Source organism: Alteromonas sp. ABE4_545 (genome assembly GCF_056161325.1).
Genome location: NZ_JBSWYY010000010.1, coordinates 122,920 through 146,962, shown reverse-complemented (window position 1 = coordinate 146,962; position 24,043 = coordinate 122,920). Strand labels below are relative to the sequence as shown.

The window sequence follows — 24,043 nt, the reverse complement described above, 5'->3', positions numbered from 1 at the left end:
GGTTTTAGAAACTTTGAAAATTATCGAATAAGAGTGATGACCCATTGTGGATGGGATGGTGTTATCAATCGTGTAAGGTGAATGCTGATCCCCCGTTTATGGGGTAGAGCCCACATCTAAAAGTGGTACCAGAGGCCGGACTTGAACCGGCACAGAGTTACCCCCGGCGGATTTTGAATCCGCTGCGTCTACCAATTCCGCCACTCTGGCACTGATAGATGTGCTACCGCGTTTGATTTGCTCTAACGCTTTAGTGGTGCGCATTATAACCCTGTGTTTGCCGCTGACAAGTGTTTTATTACAGATTTTTGTAATCTTTGATTCAAGTGCCTAAATAATGTGCTTTTTGTTCGTTTTCTAGTGAGAAAAAGGGTTTTATGGCACACTAAATCCCATATTTATCTTATCTCTCTTTGCAGATTTCATGGCAAAAAAGCATCGCGTGTCTAAAAAGCAAACAACACACAACACATCAGCAACAGAACCTGCACTAAATTCACAACGGGCAGGGTTTATTCGTCGCTTGGCCGCGATGATTTATGACACATTGGTGGCGACGGCCGTGGGAATGTGCGCCGCTATGGTACTTATAGTGTTTCTAGTGGTGGCATTGAAAAATGGTTTATTAGACCTCAGTGGCTTTAGTGAGCCTGCTGACCTTATTCAATCCTCAGTATTCTACAAGTCGATTATTCAGGTCTGGGTAGGTGCATGGGTGTTAGGTTTCTTTCTTTGGTTTTGGCGCAGAGGGGGCCAAACTTTAGGCATGCGTGCTTGGCGTTTACGTATTTTTAGTACCGTTGAAGAACCCGTGACGTGGGGCCGGCTTATTTTGCGGTTAATTTTCTCGTTCGGTGGGTTAGGAACATTACTTGTTTTATTCGATTGGAAGCACAAGCAGTCGTTACAAGACAGAGTTGCTAAAACGGAAGTGTTATATTTGTCGAAGGAAGAGAACGATCACAAGCAGTGGTGATCGTTCTTACCAAAAATGGACTATTGATGCGGCAAATTATCGACGCAATAAAAAGGCGGCGATACTTGCAAACAATAGGCTTGGTAGCAACGCGCCTACATAGGGCGGTAATTGATAAACCAAGCTTAATGGCCCGAAGACCTCGTTGGTGATAAAGAAACTAAAGCCGGTTAACACGCCCATAATCACTCTTGCGCCCATAGTTACACTGCGTAGCGGGCCGAAAATGAATGACAATGCCATAAGCAGCATCACACCAATCGATATCGGCTGAAATATTTTTCGCCATAGCGCGAGTTCGTAGCGGGCCGAGTCTTGTTTGTTATTGTCTAAATAATTGATGTAGTCCATCAAACCTTGAATCGACAAGGCCTCAGGTTTCACCGCGACAATGGCGAGTTTGTCCGGAGTTAGACTTGAATCCCATTGCCGCTGATCAACGTGTCGAGTTTCGATGTTTTGCTCGCTAAAGCTGGTTTCTGTCACATCGGCCAGTGTCCAACTGTCATTTTTGTATACCCCTTGGTGAGCAAAAGTCATACTGACAAGGTTTAATGTGTCATCAAAGCGATAAATACTCACATCTCGAAGTGAGTGCCCACTTATAACCTGGCCTATGCTCACAAAGTTGTCGCCATCTTTTGCCCAATCTAGTTGAGCGGAGGAAAACAAGGCTCCTCCAGAGATAGCTTCGGTGCGAATCTCCTTCGCTTTAGACTCGCTCACAGGCGTTACCCATTCACCCACAGCCATGATAAATAGGATCATCACAACGGTTGATTTCATGGCTGAGGCAATGATATTCCATCGACTCATTCCCGCGGCTTGCATCACCACTAATTCACTATTGCTCGCCAATAAGCCCATTCCTACTAACCCGCCGATAAGGGTCGCCATGGGGAAGAATTGTTCGAGTTCGCGCGGCAAGCTTAAAATGACATAAACCGCCGCAATCGTGAGGTCGTAATCGCCTTCGCCAAGTTTGCGCAATTGCTCAACAAACTTAATGAGCGCACTTAGCCCTATCAAAACCGAGAGGGTTACGGTAACCGTTGAAAGTAGGGTGCGTGCAATATACCAATCGAGAATTTTCAGCATCATGCTCTCCTCAATAGTTTCGCGCGTAACAGCGTACCAATTTTTCTGTCTCGCACTATTAATGTCACACCGATAAATAACATAATGCCGTGAACCCACCAAAGGCCGAGAACTGCGGGGATTTTTCCGTCTTCTAAAACGCGTCGACTAGCAAGCAGCAGCAGGAAATAGCCCAAATATAGCAATATGGCTGGCCCCATTTTCCCGAACCGTCCCTGACGAGGGTCAACCGCACTCAAGGGCACGGCTATCAGTACTAGAAAGGGAATAGAAAGTGGGATGGCAATTCGCCATTGTAATTCTGCACGGGCTTCGATGGAGTCGTCTTCGAGTAGTTCAGATGTGGGTAATACCGACACTTTACGACGACGTTCTTCTACCTCGGGTTCACTGATCTGAATTTGGTACTGGTCAAATTCGACCACGCGGTAATTACTTTGCTGCTGTACCCCTTCGTATTGCACGCCATCGCCCAATACAAGGTGGCGCGTACCATCAGGGTTGGTTTCTACTTGCCCTTTTTCAGCGTATACAATGCGTACTTGAGGCTCTTTGTCATCATTACTTTGTTGTGACAAAAACACCCGTTCTAGTTGGTTATTACTGTCAATGCCGTGAACAAAAATAACCGCTTGCTCGTTGCCTGTTTGCTGAAAACGCCCTGGAATAATTGCCGAAAACCCAGCCTCGGAGCGGGCTTTTTGCTTCAGCTCATAGTCGTGCTCTGCTGCCATTGGGGCGAGATAGAGAGTAATAACCGCCGTAAACGCCATAATGAATAGTGACAGGGCCAACATTACCCGCGTGACATACCATTCGCTGATGCCACAAGCGCGCATTACCGTCATTTCACTGTCGACATACAAGCGACCATGGGCAAGCATAATGCCCAAAAATGCGCTAATCGGAAGCACCAATGAAGAGAGTATGGGGGCGTATAACGCGAGGAAGCCCACCACTAAACTAGCGGGAATATCACCATCTGAAGCGTCACCCAGTACGCGCACAAAGCGTAAAGTGATAAAAATCGCCATTAAAATCAGAAATATCGCTACTTGTGATTTAAGCGTTTCCTTAAGTAAATAGCGGAATATCAGCATTTTTTGCCTGCACGAATAGTAGGAATTTTAGTGAAAGAAACCACAATTTTGAGTAAACTTACTGTTTTTACAAGTTTTGCCTGCATTCAATAAACCGTCTGCATCTTGAGGCGCAGTAAATTAGACGACTATTTCGTCTTTTTGTCGTTGCGCAAGTGTTGCCTGAAAGCGTTATCTGGCAGCGTATTAAAACATAAAGCCGGGCAAAACGTTACGTGAAATTACATAATGCAGGCAGAATCGACAGAATCAAACAATGAGGTGATATCGTGGAGTTTAGTGTAAAGAGCGGCAGTCCTGAAAAACAACGCAGTGCGTGTATTGTGGTCGGCGTCTTTGAGCCGCGCCGCTTAACTGCCGTTGCCGAACAACTGGACGAAATCAGCGAAGGTTACATCAGTAACCTGTTACGACGTGGTGACCTGGAAGGTAAAGCAGGGCAAATGCTGCTGTTACACCATGTACCAAATGTGCTGAGTGAACGTGTATTACTCGTAGGTTGTGGTAAAGAGCGCGAGTTAGACGAGCGCCAATACAAGCAAATTATTGCAAAAACCATCAGCACCTTGAACGAAACTGGGTCTATGGAAGCGGTGTGTTTCTTAACTGAATTACACGTGAAAGGGCGTGACACCTATTGGAAGGTGCGTCAAGCGGTAGAAACCACGCAAGACACGCTTTATACCTTTACTCAGTTGAAATCGAAAAAAGGCGAAGCCCGTCGCCCATTGCGTAAAATTGTATTCAATGTGCCTACGCGCCGCGAGCTAACCGTTGGCGAGCATGCGGTTGAGCATGGTCTCGCCATTGCTAAAGGGGCGAAAGCCACCAAAGATGTGGCTAACATGCCACCTAATATTTGTAACCCTGCTTATTTGTGGCAACAAGCACAGCAAATGGCAGAAGGATACCCTTCCGTGTCGGTCGACGTAGTAAACGAAGCGCAAATGGCCGAGTTGGGGATGAATTCTTATCTTGCGGTTGGTCGTGGTTCAGACAATGAGTCGCTGATGAGTATTATCGAGCACAAAGGTGGGCCAGAAGACCAAGCACCTATCGTGTTAGTGGGTAAAGGGTTGACCTTTGATTCAGGTGGTATTTCTATCAAGCCAGGTGAAGGCATGGATGAAATGAAATACGACATGGGTGGAGCGGCAACTGTACTCGGTGTTATGCATACGGTGGCAACGCTTAATTTGCCGATTAATGTGGTTGGTGTAATGGCTGGCTGTGAAAACATGCCAGATGCCAACGCGTACCGTCCAGGTGATATTCTCACTACTATGTCTGGCCAAACAGTGGAAGTGTTAAACACTGATGCGGAAGGTCGTTTGGTACTGTGTGATGCGTTGACTTACGTTGAACGCTTCGACCCTGAACTCGTGATCGATATCGCCACGTTAACAGGGGCGTGTATTATCGCGCTAGGTCACCATGCATCTGCGATTATGAGTACACATAACCCACTTGCCCACGAACTATTGAATGCCGCAGAACAAAGTAGTGATAAAGCGTGGCGCTTGCCTTTGTGGGATGAGTATCAAGAACAATTGGAAAGCCCATTTGCCGATATGAGCAACTTGGGTGGTCGCCCAGCTGGGTCGATTACGGCGGGTTGTTTCTTGTCTCGCTTTACGCGCAAGTACAACTGGGCGCATATGGATATTGCGGGAACGGCATGGCGTAGTGGTAAGAACAAAGGCGCAACGGGGCGACCAGTGCCTCTGTTGTCTCAGTTCTTATTGAACCGTGCTGGCGTAGCGCAAGAAGACTAATATGCCTCAGGTGATTTTTTACCAACTCGCCGATGACAAACCATCAGCGGTACACGAGAAAGCCTGCGATTTGGTTGCTGAAGCCTATGGCAACAAGCAACGATGTGTGGTGTTGTGTGCGTCGCAAAAAGATGCCGAGTCTATCGACGAGTTGTTATGGCAGTTGCCGAGTCAGCGTTTTGTACCTCATAACCTCGCGGGCGAAGGCCCAGCAGGTGGGGCGCCAGTTGAAATACACTGGCAAGACGCGGGCTTGCCGAAAAAGCCTTGCTTAGTGAATTTAAGCGAGGCGCTGCCTGCCAATGTGCGCCAACACCAGCGCATCATCGATTTCGTGCCCGTTGCTGAAGAAGCAAAAAAAGCGGCGCGACAACGTTATAAACAATATCAGCAAGCCGGCTGCAGTATGCAGTTTATTGCCGGCTGACAACGAGAGTAATTCATGGATAAAACCTTTGAACCCCAATCCATTGAGCGTGCCTGCTATGAACAATGGGAAGACAAGGGCCTATTTAAAGCGTCTGGCGAAGGCGACCCCTACTGTATTTTATTACCGCCGCCAAACGTAACAGGTAGCCTGCACATGGGTCATGCGTTCCAGCATACCATTATGGACACCTTAACCCGTTATCACCGTATGAAAGGCGACAACACCTTGTGGCAGTGTGGTACTGACCACGCGGGTATCGCAACCCAGATGGTGGTAGAACGCAAGTTAGCGGCAGAAGGTAAGAGCCGTCACGACCTTGGCCGCGAAGCTTTTGTTGAAAAAGTTTGGGAATGGAAAGAAGAGTCAGGCGGTACTATTACCCGCCAGATGCGTCGATTAGGAACATCACCTGATTGGGATCGCGAAGCCTTCACCATGAACGAAGACTTATCAAAAGCCGTAACCGAGGTGTTTGTTAAGTTACACGAAGAAGGTTTGATCTATCGCGGTCAACGTTTGGTGAACTGGGACCCAGTACTCCACACTGCAGTTTCAGACCTAGAAGTGGTGAACGAAGAAGAAGCCGGCCACATGTGGCACATGCGCTATCCGCTCGCTGATGGCTCAGGTGAATTAGTTGTTGCGACTACGCGCCCTGAAACCATGCTTGGTGATACCGCCGTTGCCGTTCATCCTGATGATGAACGCTATCAAGCCATGATTGGCAAAGAGATCAAACTGCCCATTACCGGCCGTTTGATCCCAATTATTGCTGATGACTATGTTGATCCTGAATTCGGTACAGGCTGCGTGAAGATCACCCCTGCGCACGACTTTAACGATTACGACATGGGTAAACGTCATGACTTACCTATGATCAATATCTTCACGGCTGACGCCAAAGTGAATGATGAGGCCCCAGAAGCTTACCGCGGTTTAGATCGCTTTGATGCGCGTAAACAAATTGTGGCTGACCTCGACGCTGCAGGTATCTTGGTTAAAGTGGATGACCACAAACTCAAAGTACCACGTGGCGATCGCACTGGTGCGGTAATCGAACCGTATTTGACTGACCAATGGTATGTTGCCGTTGAGTCATTGGCTAAGCCAGCTATTGAAGCAGTAGAAAGCGGCGAAATTCGCTTTATCCCTGAAAACTGGAACAAAACTTATTACCAGTGGATGTACAACATTCAAGACTGGTGTATTTCTCGTCAGTTGTGGTGGGGACACCGCATTCCAGCTTGGTATGACGAAGCGGGTAACATTTATGTTGGCCGCACTGAAAGTGAAGTGCGTGAAAAGCATGAACTTGATGAAAGCGTTGCACTAAAACAAGACGAAGATGTATTAGATACGTGGTTCTCGTCGGCGTTGTGGCCATTCGCCACTATGGGCTGGCCAGAAGAAACGCCAGAACTCGAAACCTTCGTTCCAAGTTCTGTATTGGTCACTGGCTTTGACATTATTTTCTTCTGGGTTGCCAGAATGATCATGATGACGAAGAAGTTTACCGGCAAGATCCCGTTCAAAGACATTTATATCACCGGCCTTATCCGCGATGAAAATGGCGATAAGATGTCGAAGTCGAAAGGGAACGTGCTCGACCCTATCGATTTGATCGACGGTATTGATCTTGAGTCATTGGTACAAAAGCGCACGTCTGGCATGATGCAGCCACAACTTGCTGAGAAGATTGGAAAGCGTACTCGCAAGCAATTTGCCGACGGGATTAACGCCTACGGTACTGATGCATTGCGTTTTACCTTTTCAGCTATGGCATCGACTAGCCGAGATATCAACTTTGATATGGCGCGTGTTGAAGGTTACCGCAATTTCTGCAACAAGATCTGGAACGCATCGCGTTTTGTGTTGATGAATACAGAAACCGAAGACACAGGCCGTGACGGTGGCGAGATGGAATTGAGCCTGGCAGATCGCTGGATCTGGGCCAAGTTCCAACAAACCCTCACTGAGTTTGAACAAGCGTTAAGTGAATACCGTTTTGATATCGCGTCACAAGTGGTTTATGAATTCACTTGGAACCAGTTCTGTGACTGGTACTTAGAGTTGACCAAGCCTATCTTGAACAACGAAGCGTCTACCGACGCGCAAAAACGTGGTACACGCCATACGTTGATCAATGTACTTGAGCACTTAATGCGTTTGTTACACCCTATCATGCCGTACATCACCGAAACTATCTGGCAGCGTGTTGTGCCGTTGAGCACACTGAGCGTGGAAGATGGCGCAAGTATTATGGTTCAGCCTTTCCCTGCCCAAGACAGCGCATTGAAAGACGAGCAAGTATTGGCAGATCTTGAATGGGTGAAACGCTTTATCGTGGGTATTCGTAATATCCGTGGTGAAATGGATATCGCACCAAGCAAACCATTGTCAGTATTGCTGCGCAATGTCAGTGACGAAGATGATCGCAAATTGGCGCAAGCTCGCTCGTTTATCGACCGTCTAGCACGACTTGAAGCTATTGATGTATTGGCAAAAGGCGACGAAGCGCCAGCAAGTGCAACCGCGCTAGTGGGTGAGATGGAAATCTTGATCCCAATGGCGGGTTTGATCGACAAAGAAGCTGAACTCGCTCGTATTGCGAAAGCGATGGAAAAGATCGAAAAAGACGTGGCGCGTACTAAAGGCAAGTTAGGTAACGAGAAGTTCGTTAGCAACGCGCCAGAAGCCGTGATCGAAAAAGAGCGCGCTAAATTGGCAGATGCTGAAGGCCAGCTCGATAAGTTAAAAGAACAACACGCGACAATCAGCGCATTGTAATTCGTTGTTGTTACCAACCTAGTAAAAGGCCGGTCATTGTGAAGTGACCGGCCTTTTTTGTCTGTAAAAAACGCAACTGCTAAATGTTATATTCGTGCGATGTAACTGGTGATAAGTACTTCATCAACTTTTCTCTCAAGTTGTGCCGTTTTATCGGTTTCGTTAAATAATCATCCATACCCATTTTTAAGGCGAGTTCGTGATCTTCTTTCATTGCATTCGCAGATAAACCCATAATGATGAGCTTGTCAAAGCCTTGTTTGCGTAAGGTGCGTGTGGCCTCAAACCCATCCATCACAGGCATTTGCACGTCCATCAATATTAAGTCGTAGGCTGGCGAATTATTGATTTTTGTGACCGCTTGCTCTCCGTCTTCAGCAATATCAAAAGTTAACCCCAATGTTGATAACATCTCGCCGGTGACCACTTGATTAATATTGTTGTCTTCAACTAGCAGCACATGTCCTTCCAGCTTCACGTGGTCTTCTTGAGGCTGGCGTGTGCCTAGCATTGTGTGATTCTTTGTGCCTACCAATACCTCACAGAAATGCGTTAATTGCGCAGGGGTAAACGGATGGATCAGCAGTGCGCCTTGCCACAGGTTGGTTATTTTCGCACTCAATTGGGCTGGTAACGTATTGGTAATAACGCCCACTTGTTTGCCCTGATGTTGTAATTGCGTAATGTCTCCGAGAATATTTTTGAAGTCTTGATAACTAGATACTTCAACGATAACGGTAGACGAGTTAATCGCATTAATCACGTCTGTAGGTGTACCAGACACCTGCTGCACATTCATTGCTTTTCTGTACACGCTGGGCAGCAGTGGACGTTGAGTGTAATAACTGGTGTCGTCTGGTAAGCGAGGCATGGCCGCCAGTATGGTGGTGCAATGTTGCGCGTGCCTGAGTGGAAAGCTCACGCGGAACAGGCTGCCTTTGTTTGGTTGTGAACTGGCCTCAACTGTACCGTGCATCAGTTCAGTCAATTGCTTCACAATCGTAAGGCCTAATCCCGTGCCGCCAAAACGCCGGTTGGTCGATTCTTCGGCTTGGGTAAATGGAATAAAAATACGGTCAAGTTGGGCCTGGCTCATACCAATGCCGGTATCAGACACATCTACAACAAGATTCGAAAGGTCAGGGCGGTCGTTTTTTTGCAAGCTGAATTTGATGGTTACAGTACCCTGATGCGTAAATTTAACCGCGTTTGTGCACAAGTTCATGAGTATTTGAGAAATACGCAGCGGGTCTCCAATGAATTCGTTGTGCAAATTGGGGTCTGATATCAGCTTCACCGCAAGGTTCTTCTCTTCGGCGCGCATAGCAATAACCGCTAATAGATTATCGAAGATCGAATGCAGGGAGAAGTTCACTTCTTCAATTTCCAGCTTGCCCGCTTCTATTTTTGAGAAGTCCAAAATATCGTTGATAACACTCATGAGTATTTGGCCGGAGTGGGCCGCCTTTTCCAAGTATTTCGCTAATGTTTCAGACATGGGCTGCTGTTGAGCAAGGTCCAACAGCCCTATGATGCCATTCATCGGAGTGCGAATTTCATGGCTCATATTGGCTAAAAAGATACTCTTCGAAGCGGTGGCTTTTTCGGCGCGTAAACGTGCATCATCTAATTGTTGGTTCAACGACGCTAATCGCGTATTACTCTCTTGAGCGTTGGCCAGTAATTGTTGAGTTTGCTGATTCTTGTCGTGGAAGATATTCGCTGCTTTGGCTAGCTGACCTATTTCGTCTTTGCGATCCCGCCCTGGTACTCTTTCAATCTCTTCACCCTGACTTAACTTTCTGAATACGTCAGTAATCGAGCGTATGGGAACGAGTATTCGGTTGACCGAAAAGATCGCAATGAGGATGGCCAGTGAGATACCAAAAAATGAGAAAACATCCACGTTATTCTGTGCTGCAATAGCGGCATCATGAGCGTCTTGTCTCACGCTATTGGCATTGGCGGTTACCACATTGGCAAGCTCTCCACTGAGGTACAAAAATTCATTGGCTGAACCAGCCATTACCACGTTCACCAGAAACAAATTGCCTTGGATGATCTGCGTTAGCTCGTTGAAGCTAATCAATGCGCTGTTGAGTTTATTGTCAATTTCCTCGTAGTACGCTTGTTGAGTGTAGGGCGCCAGTGCTGTGCGAGCGTTGGCTACCGCGGTTTTAAAGGCGGTAATGAGCGTTAGATCGGGGGTTAACATATATTGTAATACAGCGGCTTCGGCTGCAGACACGTGCAATCTAATGCTGTCGATAAAAATGTGTTCTTTATCATTGTTTTGAGGGGCGTTTGATAACAGCTGAGTGACCGAGAGGAGATCTGACAAGGTGCCTTGTTGCCCAAGTTGCTCTCGTCTGGCTCGCGCATCAACAACGATCGAAAAATTCTCGTGATATCCGTCGAGGTGCTCTCTCATTCTCGGTAGCAGATCACTGTCTTCAAAGGCGGGGATATTGTCGAGGGTAGACTTTTGCAATGCGGCAAGCCTAGAGTTGATAGATGCCATTAAGCGCTCAAATCGATTCACTGCAGACTGACTTGCTGTTTCTTTAAATATGAGTACGTTGCGTTGTAAATCTACCACATCGCGCTCAAGCTCTTTTACCATGCTTACGTCGATCACGGCTTGGCTGGTTACGGTTAGACCAGAGGTAATGAGCGCTTGGTTAGTACGAGCTAATATCCCTTGCACCAACAGCAAAGCAATAAGCATCATTAGCACTAATATTAGTTGTATGCGTATCGATGAAAGCATTGACCTGCCTTATTGCCCGTTATGACGTAATAAATTCATACCACTTCTGCAAGCTGTACTCATAAGTGGGCATGACCGTATTCCACACGGCAACATTCCCGAATCGTTGCTCGTAACTGCCGCCTGTGCGTTGTTGCCCTTTTTGCACAGAAATTTTTCCATCTGGCCCTCTTAAGGCTTCTGTTGCGGGCAACCCTTGATACCAATAATCCCATTCGGATTGACTCAAGTACTTTGCCGAGCGACTGGGGTTAGAAATATAATAGCCTTGCCGCGCGATAAAAGCGCCCGGCCAACCTGATAACCACCAGTTCATATATTCATAAGCTGCATCTTTCACACGCCCTCGTGTTTTGGAAGACAAACACATTACGCCATGCCAACCTCTGTATCCTTCCTTGGGGGCGGCAAATCTTACCGAGATATTTTCTCCATTGAGTGCTGAAACAGCCGGAGAAAACATACTTTCTATAATCACGCGGTTGTTACGCATAAACAGCACTGATTCAGGCACAGAGGTCCAAAAACCGCTAAAGTGCTGCAGTTGTTTTAATTCAATTAAAATACTGAACAGTTTATCCAGCTCGACACGTGTCATCGCGCCGATATCCTGAAACGTAATATAGCCCTTGGCTTGTGCGGCCAGCGCCAAGTCGAACAGACCAATTGTGGGGTCGTTCACAATACCCACACTTCCCGAAAATTGACTGTCGAGTAACCAACCCCAACTTTCTTCTTTTGGGTCGGTTAGGGGAGAGGTTTGCGTGTTGTAGCCAAATGAATCGACATTGTGAACATAGGGCAAAAAACTCACGTAGTCGGTGTGTTTGGTACCCAAAGTGCCATCGGCTTGAACATTGATAATTTTATGTGGCGCATCTCCGGCGCCAATGTGTGCCCCCGGAGCAATTTGCCCCGTCTTGGTTAGGTCGTTAATCTCTCCCCAATATTGAATGCGCTTTTTCTCTATGGGTTGAATGGCATTAGAGCGCCACAGTACGTTAATGCTGTTAGACCACTGCTCGTACAAATCAAAACTGTGGGGCATCATTGAGGCTTTTTGCAATACTGCCGCGCTGCCTTTAGGTTCAAACTGAATGGTGAGCCCAAGATCTTCACTGGCCTTTTTACGCAAGGCTTCTTGCAAAGTAACATGGGTTCCCATTACACGTAGAACGGGTTTACTTTGGCCTATGGCAAAAGGGGCAACACCGGCGATGAGCCCCGATGCGGCAGCACCTTTCAACAGCGTGCGTCGACTACTGCTTTTTATACCGGCTTTTTTAGTAACATCCTGTGGCATATCGTGAAAAACCTATTTTTAGCAACCTATAGTTTGGCACAGATTTGAAAAGAGTTTGAAAAAAATGAGAAATTTAAATCGTTGTCGGATCACTTGCGCGCAAAAGTGAAAAAGGCAATCGCCTTACGCCATTGCCTTTACTTTTTTGCTTCTAAATATAGCGTTTAGTGCCGACGTGTTACTCTTGTAGCCACTATACCGCCCAACACAATTAGCATCAGCCAGTGTAAGCTACCGCCATATTCTTCAACGACAACAACAGTGCCGCTGGGCTGGTATTCGTAGTCATCACTTTCTAACGGTACATACATCAAATCGTTATCAGTGTACCCATCAGCGTATGCAACCAGCGTATCATCATACGCATCGTATAGCTCTACCAATATTTCGTAGTCGCCTGAGGGGTAGCCCGCCAACAAGGTGTTGTCCAAATAAAATGTGTCTCCGGTTGTGTCGCCATTTAAGTAAAAGACAGAAGATACGTGGAAGGCGTCAAAATAGTCGCCATCGCCAATGTAGGCAATAAAGTAAACGGGCGCGCTGCTATAAACGGTATCGGCATCGAGAGCCAAGGTGAATGCTGAGTAATAGCCGTCATAATCAAAGTCTACGTTGTAGTCGATATAAGTGTCGTAGATCCAGAAGTCCCCCGAGTCATATTGTAAACTTTGATGACGAGCAACGTGGGTAATATCTTCTACATTTGGTGGCGTGTTGCTGGCCTGTTTTTTTAACGCTGGTAGTTGGTCGGTTTCTGGTGCTCGTTCTTCGCGTTGTACTTCGGTGTTGGTTGCAGCGCTTGCTACCGAAAATGCCATTACAAGGCTGAAGATACTTGCGGTGGTAATTTGGATAAGTGTGGTTTTCATGTTGCCCTCTCAATCGTTCCTCGTTGACATTTTCAGTGTGGGCAAATTGACATGAACGAAAACTGAAAGGTATTTAACGGTTAACTGAACCTCTGTTCAGTTTCGCGTTTTCAGGCGAGTTGCAAACAAAAACGCCTGACTAGAAGGCAGGCGTTTGGGAAGATTGATGAGGGTTAGCTGTCGAGCATTTCGTCGTCACCACTTAAAGGCATAAAATAGGTGCCCCAACCATCGTAAACCACATCGTGCTTATCTGCGATTTTCAGTAGCGTGTCTACGTCTTTGTCTAGTTGTTCACGGTTTAACGGGCGCTCCACAATGGCGTCAAAGCAAAAAATCGTATCGCCATCATCCAGCATCAACTCTTCTGCGTCGGTCACTTCAAACCCTGCTTTGAACGCGTCCACCGCTGCTTTTTCTAAAACGTCGAAATCATCGCTGGCGATATGGTGCTCAATGGTATAGGTGGCGTCAGCTTGGCTGCCGTCTTCGAGTAAAGCATCAATGGTTTCTTGGCTAAACGCGTACCATTCTTCGCGCTCTTCAAACTGAGACATACGTACTCTTCTATAAACTATTTGTGCCCAGTTTAACGCGATTTTTCGATTTCAGCGACCTGTGCGTCCAATTCCTGCCATTTTTCGCTCATTCGCTCGTGATAATGAGCCATCCAGCCTTTTGCTGAACGCGAATCATCGAGTATTTCTGGCGCGTCTATATCAATTAGCACAACACCGTTGTTCCATCGATTCCACTTAATTTTATTGTGTAGACTACTCGCTGTAACCATGACGAGTGGGGCTTTGGTTGCTTGTGCTAAGCGGAACGCGCCAACTTTAAATGGTAATAATCCTTTGCCATTGCTGCGTGTTCCCTCTGGGAATATCCATACCGATTTTTTTTGCTCGTGCATTTTTTTCGCCGCTAATTTTAGCGTATCCCGTGCTTTACCTGAGTTATTGCGGTCTATCATGATATTGCCTGTGAGCCAGTAAATTTGCCCGAATACCGGGATCCACTTGAGGCTCTTTTTACCAATGGTAACAACGCCGGGAAGTGCGGCCTTGCAAATGGTCATAATGTCATAGCTGTTTTGGTGATTGGCAATAAAAACATAGGGCGTATTGGCTTCCACGGCGTCTGATTTTCTAACCACCACTTTTACCCCGAGTAATTTTGCCATTTGCGCGTACATTTTTCCGCCGAAGTGAATATTGTCTCGATGAAAAGGTCGTAGAATACACACAATTAAAATGAGGAAGTTAAGAAGCAAAAAAGCGACGAGAACAGCAACAATACGTAAAGCAGCTAACACAATATTCCTTAAGGCTAAATTTGGTCGGGCAGTATACCTTTTGACGGGCTTTAGAGATCTCCGATCAGTGCTGAGAAAATTCAGTATTCAAATCGAATTCAGCCCTATACTATATACTAATATCATGACGACGTTCGAAAACGCAGTGAAACTGCGGTAAGCGATAAATTAAAGAAGTTGGTTATCTTCCATGCAGACATTTATTCCAGAAGAAACAGAAGACGATATCCTTAATGATTTGATGGAAGAAATTAATGAGCTCTATGAGGCCAGTGAGCAAACATTAATTGAACTCGAATTAAAGCCTGAAGACAACGAGCTTCAGCGGGCGTTATTTCGTTCTGTTCACACTATCAAAGGCGACTTAGGCCTAGTGAACTTTTCGCCGTTAATTCCTTTGCTACAGCGAGTGGAAGATTTGCTCGACTTTCTGCGTAAAGGCGAAATTGTTTATACCTCAACCATGAGTGACCTGGTGTTGCTCACCATGGACCGAGTGAAGGGCTTTGTGGAAGCCATTATGCAGGCGGGCCAAGCTGAATATGACGCTCAGTTGTATGAACAGCTTTGTTTAGCCATTGCGAGAATTACGCCGCAAAACCATGGCGATCACGACAAGTTTTTGACCGACGCGGTGTTGCTGTTAAATCCTGATTTGGACAATGTCGACGAACACGAAGAAGCCGAGCACAAAAAGCCACCTGCAACATTAGCCAATACGGGGATACCCAAAGCCTTAAGTGCGGAAAAACAAATGGATATTTTGTTTTTCCGAGAAATGATGCAAATTATCGAACGGCGCTCAAATTACTGGGCTGGCCGAGGTGACCGTATCGCCAAGCTCGCTATGTATGTTAACCACGCCGCTGGACGCCCAATAGAAGATGACCAACTTGCCGTAGCGTGTTATGTGCATGACTTTGGCATGGCCTTTATGCCAGTGAAAATTCTACACAAAAAAGACCCTTACACCGACCTAGAGTTTAATTTAATGCGTTCTCACGTGTATAAAAGTGCACGTTTGTTGGAACACTTGGACCAATGGGATGTGGCACGAAAAATTGTTATGCAGCACCATGAGCGCATTGATGGCACTGGCTATCCTCTTGGCTTGAAAGAAGAGGATATTTGCGAAGGGGCTAAGTTGCTGGCCATTTTAGATACCTTCGACGCCCTCACGCATTCGAGAGCGCACAATAAAGTTACGCCCATGCCGAAGAAAAAAGCGGTGATTAGTATTAATCATCAGGCTGAAGGACAATTTTGTGCTAAGTGGATGCGCCATTTCAATTTATCAATGGCGAAGCTGTTGAAGAAATAGAATGTAATGAGGAAGTGGCGGCTGGAGTTGTGTAAACCCAGCCGCCCTTATTTTTATAGCAGTGAAAGACTAAGCGTTAATATCCAACTCTTTTAATTTACGAGTAAGGGTGTTGCGCCCCCAACCTAAACGCTTGGCCGCGTCTTGCTTATGACCATGAGTGTATTGCAACGCGCGCTCTAACATCACTTTTTCGAACGTCATCATGGCATCGTTTAAAATGTTGTGATGCCCCTCTCTGAGTTGCTTGTCGGTCCATGTGGCAAGCAAATCAGGCCAATCACCGGTTTGTGTTACCTGTTTATCAATACTGCCTTCAGAGTGAATTTCAGGCGGCAGGTCACTGGGTAACACCTCTTGCCCACTTGCCATCACAGTTAACCAGCGACAGACATTTTCCAATTGGCGCACGTTGCCGGGCCAAGGTAAGTGGGTCATCATTTTTTCTGCATCTTTGCTCAGAATTTTAGTTTCTACGTCTAATTCTTTAGATGCCAGTCGTAAGAAGTGACGGGCCAAAAGTGGAATGTCTTCTCGACGTTCGGCCAGTGCTGGAATATGAATTCGAATAACGTTCAAACGGTGGAACAAGTCTTCCCGGAATTTGCCTTCAGCCACTTGCTTTTCTAAGTTTTGGTGAGTAGCGGCGATAATACGCACATCGACAGTCACAGATTGATGCCCACCCACGCGATAAAACTGGCCGTCTGCTAGTACGCGCAGTAAGCGCGTTTGCACATCAAGAGGCATATCGCCAATTTCGTCTAGAAATAGGGTGCCGCCATTGGCTTGTTCAAAGCGCCCCTGACGGGCGTTTTGAGCGCCGGTAAATGCGCCTTTCTCATGCCCAAACAGTTCAGATTCAACCAAATCAGCGGGTATTGCCGCCATGTTTAACGCGATAAAGGGGTTGGCTGCGCGGGGACTGTGGCGGTGAAGTGCGTGAGCGACGAGTTCTTTACCCGTACCCGACTGCCCGTTAATCAATACGCTGATCGAAGAGCGAGACAAACGGCCAATTGCGCGAAATACTTCCTGCATGGCAGGGGCTTCGCCAATGATTTCTGTTTGCGACTCAGCCGCCGGTACTAAGTTAGTTCTGCTCTGTTCGCGAGCGTGAATAATGGCGCGCTGAACCAAAGAAACCGCTTCATCAATATCAAATGGTTTGGGCAAGTATTCAAATGCACCACTTTGATAAGCATTTACCGCGCTATCGAGATCGGAATGGGCGGTCATAATGATCACTGGGATCATAGGATGAGATTGATGAATTTCGGTCAGCAAAGTCATGCCGTCCATTTGAGGCATGCGAATGTCTGAAACCACCACTTCGGGCGCTTGACCCGTTTCTAGTTGCAGTAATAAATCTTGCGGATTTTCAAAGCACTGACAGGCAATATTCGCTGCTTGCAGCGCCTTTTGTAGCACCCATCGAATAGAGCTATCGTCATCAACAATCCATACGGATTCAGTATTCATTGTTTCGACTCCTTTCTGTCGATCGGTAGATAGAGTAAGAATTCGGTATGACCAGGACGGCTATCTACATCTATTTTTCCGTCGTGGTGATTGATCAGCGTTTGTGCAATAGATAGGCCTAAGCCGCTGCCGGTGTCTTTAGTGCTGACCATTGGATAAAAAAGTGTGTCGCGAACTTCGGTGGGAATGCCGGGGCCGTTATCGATGATCTTCAATACTGCAACCAGCGGGTGGCGTTTACCGTGAATTGTCATTTGCCGTTCAACGCGCGTTACTAAGCGAATTTGCGGGAATGGGGTACGTGACTCACATAATGCTTGTACACCGTTTCTCACAATATTAAGCACGGCTTGTTGAATCATTTCCTGATCAATACATACATCGGGAATGCTTGGGTCGTAGTCGCGTACAATAGTAATGGCACGGCTAGTATCTGCATTAACTAAGCTACGCACTTTCTCTAACGCTTGATGTAAGTTACAGCTTTCAAAACGCGGCAGTGAATTTGGCCCGAGCAGACGGTCGACCAGATTGCGCAACCGGTCTGATTGCTCAATGATCATCTGGGTAAATTCTTTCTGATCATCGGTGACCAATTCTTTTTCAAGTAGCTGTGCTGCGCCGCGAATACCGCCAAGAGGGTTCTTAATTTCATGGGCGAGACCACGAACTAATTCTCTGGCGGCAAAGTGTTGGGCATATTGTTGGTTTTCGCGTGAAATTCGCTTTTGCTGGTCAATTTTCTTCACTTCAAACAGCAAGCGAGGACCAACTTCTGTTCTTAAATTGGTCACGGTTAAGTCGGCCAGTACGACTCGTTCTTCTTTGAATATTAAGCGCACCTCATTCTCGGTAAAATCTTCACCGCGGCGAATGGCTGCTCTTAGACGCGTTTTGTCGATAACGCCCGGAATGAAAAAGTCGTAAAGGGGATGCCCATACAACTGTTTCGTGCCCGTTTCGAACAAAGCTTGTCCTGCGTGATTGGCATAAACAATATGCAGCTCGGGATCGATGACCACTAATGCTGTGTTTAAGCTATCGAGCAAATTCTGATTATCGAATGATTCGGCTGTCATGCCGGTCACGTCTCCTGTCTGCACTCTTATGGTGCATGTTAGTGTAGTTTGCTTTTAATCTGGGAGACACTTTTATTTAGTCAAATGCGCTGAACCCACTTGGTGCGAGGGGTGCGCTAATATCGACCGTTACTTAGGAGGGATTAACGCTGACGCTTTGTGTAAATAAAAAGTCTGTTGCTGAGTCAATGCAAGAGTCTTGCCCGTATTATCAATAAATCGGACAGAAAATTGATAGGCGCCTCGGTCGAGATTTTTGAGGGAAAATACCCCTGTGCTGTTTTGTTCGATAACTTGATCATTTAACAACAATTCATACCTACCTTTGGCATTATCAGACAATTTTGCCTGTATTTTTACCACGCCATTGTTATTTCTAATGGTCGCTTCTGGGGCGGGCGAAACAATGGTAAGCACTAAATTGGTGGGGAGCGAGGAGGTTACTACGCGCTTCATTGGTGCAGGCTTTGTAACAGGCATTGCCACTGTGTTGATAGTGTCTAGATCTACCACTTCGGCATTTGCAGCAGGCATGTCGGTGAACACAATATCGCCATTCTCTTTTTTGACTTTATAAATCTGTTGGGCAGCGCAGAGACTACTGAAAACAGTGAACAGCATAGCGGTGATAGGTAAAGTGAATCGCGTTTTTTGTGTTAGCGTAGAAAGCATAGCGGCTCTGTGTTGGCTCAGGCTGCTTATAGTTATAAGCCTTATTGAAGCCAAAAAAAAGCCCGCATTTGCGGGCTTTGTATATTTGCGTATAAGTGAATTAAACGCTGTAGTACATGTCGAACTCAACAGGGTGAGTAGACATGTTAAGTTTAGTCACTTCTTCAGACTTAAGGTCGATGTACGCATCGATCATGTCGTCAGTCATAACGCCACCTGCTTTAAGGAAGTCACGGTCAGCATCAAGTGCTTCAAGTGCCATTTCCAAAGAGCTTGCAACAGTTGGGATTTCTGCTGCTTCTTCTGCAGGTAGGTCATACAAGTCTTTATCCGCTGAATCGCCAGGGTGGATCTTGTTTTTGATACCGTCAAGGCCAGCCATCAACATAGCGGTAAACGCTAGGTAAGGGTTAGCTGTTGGGTCAGGGAAACGTACTTCGATACGACGCGCTTTATCGCTAGTTACGTAAGGAATACGGATAGAAGCTGAACGGTTACGCGCTGAGTAAGCTAGCATAACTGGTGCTTCGAAGCCTGGTACCAAACGCTTGTACGAGTTAGTAGATGCGTTAGAGAAAGCATTGATTGCGCGCGCGTGCTTGATGATACCACCAATGTAGTAAAGCGCTTCATCAGAAAGGCCTGCGTACTTGTCACCTGCAAAGATGTTTACGCCATCTTTAGAGATAGATTGGTGACAGTGCATACCAGAACCGTTGTCACCTACAAGAGGCTTAGGCATAAATGTCGCAGACAAACCGTAAGCATTTGCTACGTTGTGTACAACGTACTTGTAGATTTGAATTTCGTCAGCTTTGCTAACTAGCGTGTTGAATTCGCAAGCGATTTCGTTCTGGCCAGCAGTGGCTACTTCGTGGTGGTGAGCTTCGATTACCAAGCCCATTTCTTCCATTACCAAGCACATTGCAGCACGGATGTCGTGAGCTGAATCTACTGGAGGCACTGGGAAGTAACCGCCTTTAACACCTGGGCGGTGACCAAGGTTGCCGCCTTCAAAGTCTTCACCTGAGTTCCACTTGGCTTCTGAAGAGTCGATCTTGAAGAAAGAACCCGCCATATCAGTGTGGAATTTCACGTCGTCAAATAGGAAGAATTCTGGCTCAGGACCGAAGAAAACTGTGTCGCCGATGCCAGTTGATTTCAAATACTCTTCTGCGCGACGAGCAACAGAACGAGGATCACGCTCGTAACCTTCCATAGTTGAAGGCTCAAGAATGTCACAGCGAATGTTAACCTGCGCTTCTTCAGCGAATGGGTCAACGACAGCTGTTGTTGAATCAGGCATAAGAATCATGTCAGATTCGTTGATTCCTTTCCAACCCGCGATTGATGAACCATCGAACATTTTACCTTCTTCGAAGAATTCTTCATCAACACATGAAGCAGGGATAGATACGTGTTGCTCTTTACCTTTAGTATCAGTGAAGCGTAGATCGATAAATTTCGCTTCGCTTTCTTTAATCAGCTCTAATGCCTTTTCAATTGACATCGTGTCCTCCAGGTTTTTTATTTAAAAATGCAGAATGACAAGGTCATTCGTACAGATGGGAAAGTCACAAGCTATATTCATGCCAGCTATTTTTACACGGCTAAGCCTTATAAATCGGGCGGCATAGAAGCGAGTGTTCAAAAATGAGACCCTTATTTGGTGCGTGATGCATTATTATGGTGCATTTTGTGTGTTGTCACACGTTTTTTGTTCCAATAGCATTACATTGCCTTTGTGACACTGAGATGAAGGGGGGCTGAAAAATATTGTCCGCTAGCATGAAAAAAAGATGCGCAAACTGATTCGTTTTTCTGTACAATCCGCGCTCGTTTTTATTCAACACGTCTCTTTGTACGGCAATCACCGCGAAAGAGCTTTTGGCCGGTGTGCCGTATTACAGGTTCTATTCCCATGAATACTACTGATATCAGTAAATTAAGAAATATCGCAATCATTGCGCACGTTGACCACGGTAAAACAACCTTGGTTGATAAGCTATTACAACAATCTGGCACATTGGAAAGTCGCGGTGAGCAGCAAGAACGAGTCATGGATTCTAATGACATCGAAAAAGAGCGTGGTATTACCATTCTTGCTAAGAACACGGCAATCAACTACCAAGATTACCGCATCAACATCGTAGACACTCCTGGACACGCCGATTTCGGTGGTGAAGTAGAGCGTGTAATGTCAATGGCTGACTCTGTATTGCTATTGGTTGACGCGCAAGAAGGTCCGATGCCACAAACGCGTTTCGTAACGCAAAAAGCTTTCGCACAGGGCTTGAAGCCAATTGTTGTTATCAACAAAATCGACAAGCCAGGTGCTCGTCCTGATTGGGTAATGGATCAAGTCTTTGATTTGTTCGACAACCTAGGTGCAACTGATGAACAACTTGATTTCCAAGTGGTTTACGCTTCAGCGTTAAACGGTTGGGCTTCTCACGACTCAGATGTAACAGGTACTGATATGACGCCATTGTTCGAGACGATTATCGAACAGGTTTCTTGCCCAGATGCAGACGTGAACGGCGCATTCCAAATGCAAATCTCTCAGCTTGATTACAACTCATACGTGGGTGTAATTGGTGTTGGTCGTATCAAGCGCGGTAGTGTTAAGCCTAACCAGCAAGTGACTGTAGTGACTGCTGACGGTAAAACGCGCACAGGTAAAGTTGGTCTAGTATACGGCTACCTTGGTCTAGAGCGTCATGAAGTAGAATTTGCGAACGCTGGTGACATCATCGCGATCACTGGTTTGGGTGAGCTTAAAATCTCTGACACCATTTGTGATGTGAATACAGTTGAAGCATTGCCGCCGTTGTCTGTAGACGAGCCTACTGTAACTATGACGTTCCAAGTAAACACGTCACCGTTTGCAGGTAAAGAAGGTAAGTACGTTACTTCACGTAACATTCTAGAGCGTTTGCAAGACGAGCTAGTACACAACGTAGCATTGCGCGTTGAAGAAACCAGCGACCCGGACAAATTCCGCGTTTCTGGCCGTGGTGAACTTCACCTAGGTATCTTGATCGAGAACATGCGTCGTGAAGGCTACGAGCTAGCGGTTTCTCGTCCAGAAGTAATCTTGAAAGAAGTAGATGGCGAGTTACAAGAACCGTTTGAAACATTGACCATCGACTGCGAAGAAGAACATCAAGGTTCAATCATGGAACAGTTAGGTTTGCGTAAAGCAGAAATGACTGACATGTCGCCAGATGGTAAAGGCCGTATTCGTATGGACTTCATGATCCCGAGCCGTGGCTTGATCGGTTTCCAAACTGATTTCATGACAATGACATCTGGTTCTGGTTTGTTGTATCACACTTTTGATCACTATGGTGCGCACAAAGGTGGTGTTATCGGCAAGCGTAAAAACGGTGTATTGATTGCCAACGCAAACGGTAAAGCATTGACCAATGCTTTGTTTAACCTTCAAGAGCGCGGTCGCTTGTTCATCGGTCACGGTGTTGAAGTGTACGAAGGTATGATCATCGGTATTCACAGCCGTGACAACGACCTAACCGTAAACGCATTGAAAGGTAAGCAGCTGACTAACGTACGTGCTTCTGGTACTGACGAAGCACAAACATTGGTTCCACCTGTTAAGATGTCTTTGGAGCAAGCGCTTGAGTTCATCGATGAAGATGAATTAGTAGAAGTTACGCCAGAGAGCATCCGTATTCGTAAGAAATTGCTCACTGAGAACGACCGTAAACGCGCGTCTCGTTCAAAAGCATAAAAATACTAAGTGATTGTTAAAAGGCCGGTTTATCCGGCCTTTTTTGTATCTGCTACAATCTGCTACAAATGAAAATACCTAATAACGAGTAAATCTACCATTTGACCTAGAAGGTCTGGTCAACAACTATTGTGGTGAGTACACTGGGCAAATAAAAGTTGTCATGAAAAAGGAAAAACGATGTTTGATTTTGATAATACGCCAGACCGCAGTCATGCTTGGTCGTTCAAATGGCAAAAATACGAAGGCCAAGACATCATTCCTTGCTGGGTTGCTGATACCGAGTTTCGTTGCGCAGACCCCATTTTAAATGCATTACAGGCAAGAGTAGAGCACGGTGTTCTAGGTTATTCGTTGCCTGCGCAACACGCGCCAGCGGTGAACGCGGTGAAGCGTTGGTTGAAAGACAAACACGATTGGGATATCGACGCTGAATGGCTGGTTTGGACACCAGGCGTAGTACCTGCATTCAACACAGTGTGTAAAGCCTACTGTGAGGCAGGTGACAAAGTGATTGTGCAAACACCGAATTATCCGCCCTTACTCGCCGCTCCTAAATTGAATGGGCTAGAGCGAGTGGATATTCCGACCATTGAAGTGGATGGTCGATGGACGCTAGATCTCGATGAATTAGAAACCCAAGCTGCAGATCCCCAGTGTAAGCTCTTTATTTTGTGCAACCCGATGAACCCAGTGGGCTCGGTGCTAAACGAAGAAGAGTTAGCGGCAATTGCAAAAATTTGTAACGACAACAATGTGTTGTTGTGCTCTGATGAAATTCACTGTGATTTAGTGGTAGAGCCAGGCTTGAAACACATTCCTGCTGGGCGAGAAGCCGACCTTGAAGACAACAGCATTACGCTCATGGCGGCGAGTAAAACATTTAATGTAGCGGGTTTGGGGACGTCTTTTGCGATTATTCCGAACCGTCAACTACGCCAAGCTTTTACCCAAGCGGCAGCCGGTATTGTACCTTGGGTGAATGTGTTAGGACTAGTGGCAACACAAGCGGCCTTCACAGAATGTGACGACTGGTTAGATGCGCAGTTAGCGTACCTTAAAGAGAACCGTGACTACTTAGTTGAACGTATTAATGCTATGCCGGGCTTGAAAGTGTTAGCACCTGAAGCCACGTTTTTAGCTTGGGTTGATGCGTCAGAATTAGGTGTAACTAATGTACAGCAGTGGTGCGAGAATAAAGGTATAGGGCCTTCACCCGGTGTAGATTTTGGTGCGCCAGAGTACTTCCGTATTAATTATGGTTGTAGCAAGGCTATGTTAACGTCCATCCTCGACAGGTTAGAAGCTTAAGTTG

The 24,043-nt window shown here is 46.3% G+C and carries 18 protein-coding genes and 1 tRNA gene; 7 read left to right on the top strand and 12 right to left on the bottom strand.

Going from position 1 to position 24,043, the window contains the following annotated elements; all coding sequences use genetic code 11:
* Positions 1–123: 123 nt before the first annotated feature.
* Positions 124–210: transfer RNA gene (locus ACXAH6_RS11545), tRNA-Leu, on the bottom strand.
* Between the two features lie 322 nt (positions 211–532).
* Here ACXAH6_RS11545 and ACXAH6_RS11540 point away from each other — a divergent pair.
* On the top strand, positions 533–976 hold the full coding sequence (locus ACXAH6_RS11540; protein WP_474876972.1) for an RDD family protein: 444 nt from the start codon (positions 533–535) through the stop codon (positions 974–976).
* Between the two features lie 36 nt (positions 977–1,012).
* On the opposite strand, the gene lptG is transcribed toward ACXAH6_RS11540, so the two are convergent.
* Both lptG and lptF read right to left on the bottom strand, forming a co-directional pair.
* Complete coding sequence (gene lptG, locus ACXAH6_RS11535; protein ID WP_474876971.1) at positions 1,013–2,074, bottom strand: LPS export ABC transporter permease LptG; 1,062 nt, start codon at positions 2,072–2,074, stop codon at positions 1,013–1,015.
* Positions 2,074–3,174 carry an LPS export ABC transporter permease LptF gene (gene lptF, locus ACXAH6_RS11530; RefSeq protein ID WP_474876967.1) on the bottom strand — a complete coding sequence of 367 codons (1,101 nt, stop codon included), beginning with the start codon at positions 3,172–3,174 and terminating at the stop codon, positions 2,074–2,076. The genes lptG and lptF overlap by 1 nt, the downstream gene beginning before the upstream one ends.
* Positions 3,175–3,443: 269 nt before the next feature.
* On the opposite strand from lptF, the gene pepA reads away from it, so the two are divergent.
* Genes pepA through ACXAH6_RS11515 form a run of 3 tightly spaced genes read left to right on the top strand, consistent with a single transcriptional unit; the run spans position 3,444 to position 8,166 of the window.
* Positions 3,444–4,949: a leucyl aminopeptidase gene (gene pepA, locus ACXAH6_RS11525; RefSeq protein WP_474876965.1), complete on the top strand. Its 1,506-nt coding sequence runs from the start codon at positions 3,444–3,446 to the stop codon at positions 4,947–4,949.
* 1 nt (position 4,950) lies between these two features.
* A complete protein-coding gene (locus tag ACXAH6_RS11520) occupies positions 4,951–5,376 on the top strand; it encodes a DNA polymerase III subunit chi (RefSeq protein WP_474876963.1) in 426 nt (141 codons plus the stop codon).
* Positions 5,377–5,391: 15 nt separating this feature from the next.
* The gene (locus ACXAH6_RS11515; protein WP_474876961.1) at positions 5,392–8,166 is read left to right on the top strand and encodes a valine--tRNA ligase; all 2,775 of its coding nucleotides are present in this window, start codon (positions 5,392–5,394) and stop codon (positions 8,164–8,166) included.
* 79 nt (positions 8,167–8,245) lie between these two features.
* Here ACXAH6_RS11515 and ACXAH6_RS11510 read toward each other — a convergent pair whose 3' ends face one another.
* The 5 genes from ACXAH6_RS11510 to ACXAH6_RS11490 all read right to left on the bottom strand — a co-directional run bounded on the left by ACXAH6_RS11510 (position 8,246) and on the right by ACXAH6_RS11490 (position 14,423).
* Entirely contained in the window at positions 8,246–10,936 is a 2,691-nt protein-coding gene (locus ACXAH6_RS11510; RefSeq protein ID WP_474876959.1) for an ATP-binding protein, read from the bottom strand.
* 19 nt (positions 10,937–10,955) lie between these two features.
* Positions 10,956–12,239, bottom strand: a complete 1,284-nt coding sequence (locus ACXAH6_RS11505) for an ABC transporter substrate-binding protein (RefSeq protein ID WP_474876957.1) — start codon at positions 12,237–12,239, stop codon at positions 10,956–10,958.
* Between the two features lie 164 nt (positions 12,240–12,403).
* Positions 12,404–13,108 (bottom strand): choice-of-anchor H family protein, encoded by a 705-nt coding sequence (locus ACXAH6_RS11500; protein ID WP_474876955.1) that lies wholly within the window; start codon positions 13,106–13,108, stop codon positions 12,404–12,406.
* A 173-nt stretch (positions 13,109–13,281) separates the two neighbouring features.
* On the bottom strand, positions 13,282–13,665 hold the full coding sequence (gene rraB, locus ACXAH6_RS11495) for a ribonuclease E inhibitor RraB (RefSeq protein ID WP_474876954.1): 384 nt from the start codon (positions 13,663–13,665) through the stop codon (positions 13,282–13,284).
* 32 nt (positions 13,666–13,697) lie between these two features.
* A complete protein-coding gene (locus ACXAH6_RS11490) occupies positions 13,698–14,423 on the bottom strand; it encodes a 1-acylglycerol-3-phosphate O-acyltransferase (RefSeq protein WP_474876952.1) in 726 nt (241 codons plus the stop codon).
* A gap of 190 nt (positions 14,424–14,613) precedes the next feature.
* Here ACXAH6_RS11490 and ACXAH6_RS11485 point away from each other — a divergent pair, with 190 nt between their 5' ends.
* On the top strand, positions 14,614–15,744 hold the full coding sequence (locus ACXAH6_RS11485) for an HD domain-containing phosphohydrolase (protein ID WP_474876950.1): 1,131 nt from the start codon (positions 14,614–14,616) through the stop codon (positions 15,742–15,744).
* A gap of 69 nt (positions 15,745–15,813) precedes the next feature.
* Here ACXAH6_RS11485 and glnG read toward each other — a convergent pair whose 3' ends face one another.
* The 4 genes from glnG to glnA form a co-directional block, all read right to left on the bottom strand.
* A complete protein-coding gene (glnG, locus tag ACXAH6_RS11480; protein WP_474876949.1) occupies positions 15,814–17,226 on the bottom strand; it encodes a nitrogen regulation protein NR(I) in 1,413 nt (470 codons plus the stop codon).
* Positions 17,223–18,305, bottom strand: a complete 1,083-nt coding sequence (glnL, locus tag ACXAH6_RS11475; protein ID WP_474876947.1) for a nitrogen regulation protein NR(II) — start codon at positions 18,303–18,305, stop codon at positions 17,223–17,225. The genes glnG and glnL overlap by 4 nt, the downstream gene beginning before the upstream one ends.
* Before the next feature lie 129 nt (positions 18,306–18,434).
* Entirely contained in the window at positions 18,435–18,977 is a 543-nt protein-coding gene (locus ACXAH6_RS11470; protein ID WP_474876945.1) for a DUF4124 domain-containing protein, read from the bottom strand.
* A gap of 100 nt (positions 18,978–19,077) precedes the next feature.
* The gene (glnA, locus tag ACXAH6_RS11465) at positions 19,078–20,487 is read right to left on the bottom strand and encodes a glutamate--ammonia ligase (RefSeq protein WP_474876943.1); all 1,410 of its coding nucleotides are present in this window, start codon (positions 20,485–20,487) and stop codon (positions 19,078–19,080) included.
* 411 nt (positions 20,488–20,898) lie between these two features.
* Here glnA and typA point away from each other — a divergent pair, with 411 nt between their 5' ends.
* Entirely contained in the window at positions 20,899–22,728 is a 1,830-nt protein-coding gene (gene typA, locus ACXAH6_RS11460; RefSeq protein ID WP_474876941.1) for a translational GTPase TypA, read from the top strand.
* Between the two features lie 180 nt (positions 22,729–22,908).
* A complete protein-coding gene (locus tag ACXAH6_RS11455; RefSeq protein WP_474876939.1) occupies positions 22,909–24,039 on the top strand; it encodes a MalY/PatB family protein in 1,131 nt (376 codons plus the stop codon).
* Positions 24,040–24,043 lie beyond the last annotated feature (4 nt).